The sequence below is a fragment of the Streptomyces sp. NPDC004031 genome (assembly GCF_053604375.1).
The window spans coordinates 1-8,204 of the sequence record NZ_JBSGHL010000114.1 but is presented as its reverse complement, the minus strand read 5'-3'; the positions used below and the strand labels follow the sequence as shown (position 1 = coordinate 8,204).

The window sequence follows — 8,204 nt, the reverse complement described above, 5'->3', positions numbered from 1 at the left end:
GACGAGGTCCGCGGCGAAACCGGCGACCGACATGACGCGCCCGCCCGCCGCCTCGACCTGCCGGAAGGCGGCCTGCTCGGTGCGGTCGGACAGCCCGCCGCACGCATCGAGCAGGACCGTGACCTCGTACCCCGCGCCCAGTGCGTCCAGCGCGGTGTGCAGCACGACCATCTCGCTGGTCACGCCGCACAGCGCGAGGTGCGGGCGGCGGTGGGCGGCGACGGCCCGCCGGGTCGGGCCGTCGTCCCAGGCGCAGGGCCCGGTGCGGACGAAGACCGGCGCCCCCGTGGCGGCCGCCTCCGCGACGACCGCGGGCCCGCCGGGACGCGGCGCCGCCGACACCGTGACGGGGATGTCCAGCAGCCGCGCGAGGTCGGCCAGGAAGCCCACGGAACGCCTGATCACGGCGGGCGCGGTGGTCGCGCTGAGGTCGACGATGCCGTCCTGGAGGTCGGCGATGTGCACCTGGACGGTGGTGGATTCGAGCATGACGAGCCCCTTTCGGCCGCGGAACGGCCCCCGGCGGACAAAGCGGTGCGGACGACGCCGTCCACACGGACGGCACTGGAAGAAGCCAGCACGCGAATCACGCTCAGAATCATTCACGAGCTGAATCATTCACCACTGTAGCCTAGCCACCATGGGCTCTGACAAGGTGAACTCCAGCGTCGTCTTCCGCCTCGGCGTGCTCGGCTCGATCGCGGCCGACCTCTTCGCGGCGCGCGTGGCTGAGCACGGCCTCAAGCCCAAGCACGTGGGGCTGATGGTGCTGCTCGACAGCGGCAGGGCGTCGTCCCAGCTGGAGGTCGCCGGGGTGATGGGCGTCGCCCCGAGCCTGGTGGTGGCGCTCGCCGACCGCCTCCAGGAGCTGGGCGCGGTCGAGCGCGTACGGGACCCCGCCGACCGCCGCCGCCAGATCCTCGGCCTCACCCCGCAGGGCCGCGAACTCCTCGCCCTCTGCGGCGAACTGGCGCACGCGGCCGACGCGGACTTCGCGGCCGCCCTCACCCCGGCCGAACGCGCCCGGCTGGGCGACCTGCTGGACCCGATCGCCGCCGAACACGGCCTGCCCGCGCCTCAGTAGGGGCTCCGCCACCGGGCGCGGGACGGCGGTCCCGCCTCGTACAGACTGGGCGGGCACACGGGACCGGCAGCACAGGGGGAGGGGACATGTCCGCGGAGGACGAGGTCATGGGCGGGATCACGGACGAGGCCGCGGCGGACGCGCGGGAGGCGGCCGCCGCGTACCGGGCCGCCCGGGAGGTGCCGCGGGAGGGGCTCGGCGCGTGGCGGGAGGCGCTCGCCGCGGAGGCGGGGCTGCGGCCCGGCATGACGGTGCTCGACGTCGGGGCCGGGACCGGGGGCTTCACGGCCGCCTTCCGGGAGTGGTTCGGGGTGGACGTCCTGGCGGTGGAGCCGGACGCGGCCATGCGCGCGCTGATCCCGGCGGGCGACGGCGTCACCGCGCTGGCGGGCCGGGCGGAGGCCCTGCCGGTGGGCGACGGGTGCGCGGACGCGGCCTGGTTCGGCTCCGTGGTCCACCACATCGGCGACCTCGCGGCCGCCGCCCGCGAGGCCCGCCGTGTGCTGCGGCCCGGTGCGCCGGTGCTCGTCCGCAATGTCTTCCCCGGCCGCGGCGCGCGCGATCTGCGTCTGCGCTTCTTTCCGGAGACCGCCGACGCCGTCGCCGGATACCCGACCGTCGAGGACGTCACCGCCGCGTTCGCCACCGCCGGTTTCCGCCGCACCGCCCTGCACGCGCTCCCGCAGGAGTCCGCGCCCACGCTCGCCGCCTACGCCGACGGCCTGCGCCGCGGCACCGACAGCAAGCTCCGCTCCCTCAGCGACGCCGCCTACGCCCGCGGACTCGCCCGGCTGCGCGCCGCTGCCGCCGCCGACCCGCGGGAGAAGGCCGTCAGCTGGCTGGATCTGCTGGTGCTGCGGGCCGACGGCTGAGCGGGGGGCCAGCGGGCGCCGCCGGAGGCGAAGGTGACGCTGCCTCAGGTCCGCGACCCGGCGTTGTCAGAGGCTCGTGCGAAGGTGGCCGCGTGGGATTCTTCGACGATCTGGTCATGGACGACGCACCGGTCACCGAGCCGGAGGACGGGCCCGGGTCCGGGAACGGGCCCGGCGACGGTGGCCGGCCGGTGCGGGCCGCGCTGCGCCCGGCGGGGGCCGCCGCCGGTGAGTACGCGCCGCCCGCCGACCACTTCGCACCCGCCGTGCTGCCCGGTGCCGGGGTGGTCGGTGCGGGGGCGGAGGTCCGGATCGTGTCCGTGGGGTGGTCGGTGTGGCCGCAGGCGGTCACCGCGAAGCTGACCGTCTTCCGTACCGTCCTGCGGCAGGAGCCGACGGGCCTCGGGCGGGGGCGCGGGAAGAGGCAGTCGGGGCTGCGCGTGGGCCTGCTGCTCGCGGACGGCCGCCGGGTCACCTCGCTGGACGGGACGGTGATGCGCCGGGTGACCTTCACCGACGCGCAGGGGGCGACCCGTACGGCGGCCTCGTCGCAGGCCGTCGGGCTGATCCCGCTCGACCCGGGTATCGGCCCCTCCCACCGCTCCCCCTTCCGCACGGACGTCGATCTCTACCTGCCCGAACTGCCCCCGCCGGGCGTCACGGAGCTGGTCGTCGAATGGCCGGACGAGGGCATACCCGAGACCCGGACACCGCTGGACACGGCGGCGATACGGGCGGCCGCCGAGAGGGCGGTCGAGGTCTGGCCGGGGCTGCCGGAACCGCCGGACGACCCCGCGCGCCCGCGCACGCTCGCCCACATGGAGCTCAGCGGGCCGCCCGCTTTCCTCGCGCCGCCGCTCACCACCGAGCAGCGCGCCGAGCTGCGCCGCGCGGAGGAGGCCCGGCAGCGCTATGTGCCGCGTGCCGACTGGCAGGGCATGGGCTACCGGGACTGGGGCGACGCCGCCCTGGTCCGGGCCCGGCTGGCGGGCGGCGCGCCCGCCGACCGCGTCGCCGACGGCCGCACCGCCACCACGCCGCTGCACCTGGCGGCCGAGCGCGGTTCGGCGGAGGCGGTCGCCGCGCTCCTCGCGCACGGCGCCCCGGCCGACGCCCGCGACGACGCGGGGCACACCGCGCTGTGGGCGGCCGCCTGCGCCCTGGACGAGGAGGGCGTCCGCGCGCTGCTCGACGCGGGCGCCGACGCGTGGACCCCGCAGGAGGGCCCCTGGTCGCCGGGCCGCCTGCTGCTGACCACGCCGCTCGCGCCGCTGGCCGCCGCCCTGCCCGGGGCCGTACGGCTGCCCACCGCCGAGGCCGCGGCCTTCGCGGAGGCGGACGCGCTGACCGCCGCCTTCGACACGCAGGGGCTGTGGACGGAGGGCCTCGGCGTCGCCTTCGTCCGCGGCCTGACCGAGGACGAGCTGATCCGCAGGCTCGGCGCGGACCCGGACCGGTGCCCGCCCGTGCCCATCGAGGACGCGCCCTTCGACGAGGAGGACTACGAGGAGTCCCTGCGCCACGTCGGCGTCACGGCCCTCCCCGGCGAACCGGGCGGCTGCGCCGTCACCCAGGAGGGCTACCTCCCGAACGACGGATCCGTGCTGCGCGCCCTGTCGGCCGGTACGGACGCGTGCGGGCTGTACTTCAATCCCAGGGGCGGCACGTTCTTCACGCTGGCCCGGGACCGCGAGGTCCTGGTCTCCGACGAGCTGGGCCGCACCGGGCTCCGGGAGGACCAGGACGCGTACTGGCGCTTCCGTTTCTGGCAGAACCGGCCCCGCTTCCCGTACGGCGCCAACGCCCTGGCGTACGTGTGCGCCGCGGCAGGCCTGCGGGTGACGGCCGCGCGCACGGCGCTCGACCACCGGGCCGAGCGCCGCTGGGTGCCGCTGCCGCCCCACCTGCGGGACTGAGACGGGCACCCGGCCCGTCCCACCCCACGTCGGTTCAGGTCACGTCAGGAAGCGTTCGAGCGCCTCGCGGGCGCGGGCGCTGGAGGCGGCGGCATCGGCCAGGGCGCGGGCGAGGGCGTCGACCCACTCGTCCAGGCCCACCTCCCGGCGGGAGAGGACGACACCGCGCACCTCCTTGCGGATCTCGGCGACCATCCGCTCCCGCTCCCTGCGCAGCGCCAGCCGCTGCTCCCCGAGCGAGACGTCCAGCGCGGTGACCGTGCCCTCCCGGCCGGCCATCCGGTCGGCGACCGAGCGCTTCCGGACGACCCGGAGCGCGCCGGGCGGCAGCGACTCCATCAGGTTGACCGACAGCACCCGGGCGTAGAGATCCAGGTCGGCGCTGTCCCGCCGCAGTGCCGCGGCGAGCAGTTCGACCTCCCCGTCACCGCCGGGCGCGTCCCGTCCGGTCTCCTTCTCGGACATGGCGTCCCCCTCTTCTCCGCTCTGCGCCGCGGTCAGTTGTCGAGGCCCAGCACCATCGTCGGCCGGTCGATGACATGGTCGTCGCGCAGCGGCCGCACCGCCGTGCCGATCGCGAAGAACTCCGTGGTGTGCGCGCCCCAGGTGTGCGAGTGCTGCCGCAGCTGCACCGCCACGATCCCCTCGGCCCCCAGTTCCTCCGCCTCGGCCTGCATCCGGCCCATCGCCAGCTCGCGCGCGTCGTACAGCGCCTGCGTGAACTGCTCGATCTCGACGTTGCGGCCCGCGTTGCCGATGACCTGGCCGAGCTTCTGGTGCGCCACGTGGTAGACGCACGAGCCCATGACCATGTCCAGGGGCGCGTACCCGGCGCGGATGAGGGTCCAGAAGTCCTGGCCGGACAGGTCGGACGTGAAGGGCTTGCCCTTGTTGTTGCGCCAGGTCCCGGTGTGCCCCGGGTCCGCGCCGTCCGCCTTGACGGCGGTGCCGACGGCGATGAACTCGGCGATGTCGGCGCCGAACTCCTTGATCTCGATGTCCAGCCGGACGCCCACGATGCCGTCCGCGCCCAGCTCGCTCGCCTCCGCCTCCATGCGGCTCATCGCCAGCTCCCGGGCGTGGTACATCGCCTGGGAGAGCGTCGTGAGCTCCTGGTTCTTCGACCAGCGGCCCATCTGGATGCCGACGTGGTAGATCGACGAGCCCAGCACCAGGCCCAGCGGCCGGAACCCGGCCTCCCGCACGAGCAGGAACTCGTTGACCGAGAGGTCGGACGTGAAGAGCGACCCGGCCTGCCCCGGGCGCAGCTGCGACAGCCGCCGCATCGCGTCCTCGGGCACCCCCGCGGCCGTCAGCTGGGCCTCGTGCCCGAGCGGCTCCCCGCCTGTCTGCTTCGCCATGTCAGTTCTCCCGCTCGAGTCTCATGATGGTCAGGGGCCGTACCGGCCCGGTGTGCCGTGCGGTGCGGCTGAAGCGGGCGACGCAGGTGCCGGCGAGCACGGCCTCCGCGACGTGGTCGGTGTCGCCGTTGCCGCACGGGCGCTCGTGCACCCGCAGGTCCGCCGCGTCCAGCACGAGCCCGTCGCCGCCGGTCGACGCGGCGTCGGCGGCGAGCTGCGTGCGCGCGTCCCGCCGCGCGTACGTGACCAGGTCGGTGAAGCCGCGGACCTCGCGGCTCCCGGCGAAGCGGCCGGACTGCACGCGTGACTCGTAGTCGTCGTGCCGGCTCGTGACGCTGATCCCGAAGGCCAGCCCGGTGGGCACCCAGCCGTTGCAGACGAGCTTGGCGAACTCCTGGCCGTCCAGATGCGCCGTGAAGGGCCGCGCCGGCCGGACGCGCGAACGGGCCCGCAGCGCGGTGCCCAGGAAGGTGAACTCCGTACCGCCCGCCGGGAAGCCGCGCACGCGCAGCCGCAGGCCCACGGCCCCGTCCCCGCCCAGCGCGAGGCACGCCTTCACCGCCCGCCCGAGGGCCTGCCTGCGCGCCGCGTACATCGTCCGCACCAGGTCGGAGAAGGGAGCCCGCGCGACGGACGACACGGTCGTCGCGCTGCGGCCGGCCGACCACGCGGACGAGCACCAGTTGCCGGTGTAGCCGATGTGCACGACCGCCGTCCCCAGGACCTGCCCGACCGGGTCGAACCCCGCGCCCGTGACCGCCGCGAACTCCTGCGCCGACAGGGCCGATCCCCACGCCCCGGCGCCCGCCCCGTTCCCCGTGTCCGCTGTCATGGCCTCACGTCCCCCCGCCCCCGCGGAACCGCCTCCCGCGCAGCGTAGGGCATCCCCCTGTGGGTGTCCCCGGCCGGTTCCGGGTGACCGCGCGTCACCTGGTGCGGACGCCGGGCCCGCTGGGACCGGTGACGCGGCGGGGCCCCGGGGAGCGTTCGGCCGGACCGAACGCTGCGTGCGGCTGCGCCGGTGGAGGGGGTACGGGGGCGGGCCGCATGCTGGCGGGCGTTTCCGCGGGGATATGTGCCGACCGACGCTCGGCGGCACCTCTGCGGGCACTTCCCCGTAAACCCGCCATCCGGGTGAACCCGGACGACCGGAGAGCCGATGCCAGCCCAGCCCCCTGCCCGACCCGCCACCCAGCCCGCCCCCCAGTCGCCCCAGCCGCCCCCGACGTCCGCCTCGCCCGCCTCGCCCGCGAAGGGCGTCACCCGCTCCCCGTACGCGCTGCTCGGCATCGCGCTCGGCTACTTCATGGTGCTGCTCGACATGACCGTGCTGTCGGTCGCGGAACCCGACCTCGCGCACGACTTCGGCGGCTCGGTCGCCGGACTCCAGTGGGCGGTCACCGGCTACACCGTGGCCTTCGGCGCACTGCTGCTGTCCGCCGGAGCCGCCTCCGACCGCTTCGGGGCACACCGGCTCTTCCGCGGCGGCGTCGCCGTCTTCGGCGCCGCCTCACTGCTGTGCGCCGCCGCGCCGACACTGTGGGTACTGGTCGTCCTGCGGGCGGTGCTCGGGGCCGCCGCGGCGGCCTGCGTGCCCAGCTCGATGGCACTGATCACCGCCCTCTACCCGGAACCCGCCCGGCGAGCCCGCGCCGTCGCGGTATGGGCCGCGGTCAGCGGCGCCGCGCTGGCCGCCGGACCGATCGCCGGAGGACTCCTCGTCGGCCTCGCGGGCTGGCGCGCGGTCTTCCTCGTCAACGCGCCGATCGCGGCACTCACCCTTGTCCTGGTGCGCGGCGCCGCACTCCGCTGCCGCGCGGACACCTCCCGCCACATCGACCGTACGGGCCAGGTGCTGGCATGCGCCGCGCTCGCCCTGGGCACGGACGCGGTGATCGCCGGCGGCGGCCGGCACGGGGCGCACGCCGCGGCGTCCCTCGTCGCGGCCGCCGCCACGGCGTGGCTCTTCGCGCGACGCGAGCGCGCCAGCCGCGCCCCCGTCCTGGCCCGCGCGGTGCTGCGGGCCCCGGGCATGGCCGCGATGCTGCTCGCCGGCGCGGCCGTCGGCTTCACCCTCACGGGCGTGCTCTTCGTCCTGCCGCTGCTGTTCCAGCAACGGCTCGGCTACAGCGCGGTCGGCACGGGCCTGGCCTTCCTGCCGATGACGCTGCCCACCGCCTTCAACCCGCTGCTCACCGGCCGCATCGTGGCCCGCACCGGGCCGCGCACGCCCGTCCTCGCCGGGCTCTGCCTGCTGGCCGCGGGCGCCGGCGTCATGAGCGGCGCGGTCTGGACGGGCGCGCCCTACGTGCTGCTCGCCACGGGGCTCGCGGCGACGGGCTTCGGCGTCTCCCTCGCGCTGCCCGCCCTCACCACGGCGGTCATCACCCTCGCGCCGCCCGGCACCGCGGGCGCGGCGGGCGGCCTCTTCAACGCGGTGCGCCAGTTCGGCGCGACGTTGGGGGTGGGGGTGCTTGGTGCGTTCGCGACGGTGGCGCCGCGGGTTTCCGGCTCCCACTCCGATCGCCGCGTCGCCGCGGCGCTTCTCGTGGCAGCACTAATCCCCGCCCTCGCAGCAACCCTGCGCCGCAGGCCCGCCCCCTGACCCCGCCCCCGGCGGGGGCTGCGCGTGCCGCGCGGGGCACCCGTTCTCCGTAGCGCGTGCCGCGCTGGGCCCTCTTTTTCGGCGTGCGCGGGCCACGCGGAGCACCCGTTTCCGGGCTGCGCGTACGGCGCGGGGCACCCGTTTTCGGGCTGCGCGTACGGCGCGGGGCACCCGTTTTCGGGCTGCGCGTACGGCGCGGTGGGCCCGTTTTTGGGGCTGTGCGTGCCGCGCCGGGGATCCGTTTTTTAGGGGCGCGGGGAACTGCGCGACAAGCCCCCACCGGGGCGCGGGTAGTCGACCGGCCCGAAGGGGCAGTTCGGTCCGCTCCGGACCACCGGCCGGTGGTGGGTTGCTCGCGCAGTTCCC

At 76.0% G+C, this 8,204-nt stretch carries 8 protein-coding genes; 4 read left to right on the top strand and 4 right to left on the bottom strand.

Features of this window, described 5'->3' with window-relative positions; translation table 11 throughout:
• On the bottom strand, positions 1-489 hold a 489-nt coding region (locus tag ACWERV_RS36170), incomplete at its 3' end, for an isochorismatase family protein (RefSeq protein ID WP_452941089.1).
• Between the two features lie 151 nt (positions 490-640).
• Between ACWERV_RS36170 and ACWERV_RS36165 the strand changes: the two genes are divergently transcribed.
• The 3 genes from ACWERV_RS36165 (at position 641) to ACWERV_RS36155 (ending at position 3,872) form a co-directional block, all read left to right on the top strand.
• Positions 641-1,084 (top strand): MarR family winged helix-turn-helix transcriptional regulator, encoded by a 444-nt coding sequence (locus ACWERV_RS36165; protein ID WP_452941087.1) that lies wholly within the window; start codon positions 641-643, stop codon positions 1,082-1,084.
• Positions 1,085-1,170: 86 nt separating this feature from the next.
• Positions 1,171-1,956 carry a class I SAM-dependent methyltransferase gene (locus ACWERV_RS36160; protein WP_452941086.1) on the top strand — a complete coding sequence of 262 codons (786 nt, stop codon included), beginning with the start codon at positions 1,171-1,173 and terminating at the stop codon, positions 1,954-1,956.
• A gap of 92 nt (positions 1,957-2,048) precedes the next feature.
• Complete coding sequence (locus tag ACWERV_RS36155) at positions 2,049-3,872, top strand: ankyrin repeat domain-containing protein (protein ID WP_452941084.1); 1,824 nt, start codon at positions 2,049-2,051, stop codon at positions 3,870-3,872.
• Positions 3,873-3,911: 39 nt separating this feature from the next.
• On the opposite strand, the gene ACWERV_RS36150 is transcribed toward ACWERV_RS36155, so the two are convergent.
• The 3 genes from ACWERV_RS36150 to ACWERV_RS36140 are packed head-to-tail and all read right to left on the bottom strand — an operon-like array spanning position 3,912 to position 6,065.
• Positions 3,912-4,337, bottom strand: coding sequence for a hypothetical protein (locus tag ACWERV_RS36150; protein ID WP_452941082.1), 426 nt, complete (start codon positions 4,335-4,337; stop codon positions 3,912-3,914).
• A 32-nt stretch (positions 4,338-4,369) separates the two neighbouring features.
• The gene (locus ACWERV_RS36145; protein WP_452941080.1) at positions 4,370-5,233 is read right to left on the bottom strand and encodes a heavy metal-binding domain-containing protein; all 864 of its coding nucleotides are present in this window, start codon (positions 5,231-5,233) and stop codon (positions 4,370-4,372) included.
• A gap of 1 nt (position 5,234) precedes the next feature.
• Positions 5,235-6,065: a hypothetical protein gene (locus ACWERV_RS36140; protein WP_452941078.1), complete on the bottom strand. Its 831-nt coding sequence runs from the start codon at positions 6,063-6,065 to the stop codon at positions 5,235-5,237.
• 327 nt (positions 6,066-6,392) lie between these two features.
• Here ACWERV_RS36140 and ACWERV_RS36135 point away from each other — a divergent pair, with 327 nt between their 5' ends.
• Complete coding sequence (locus tag ACWERV_RS36135) at positions 6,393-7,838, top strand: MFS transporter (RefSeq protein ID WP_452941076.1); 1,446 nt, start codon at positions 6,393-6,395, stop codon at positions 7,836-7,838.
• Positions 7,839-8,204 lie beyond the last annotated feature (366 nt).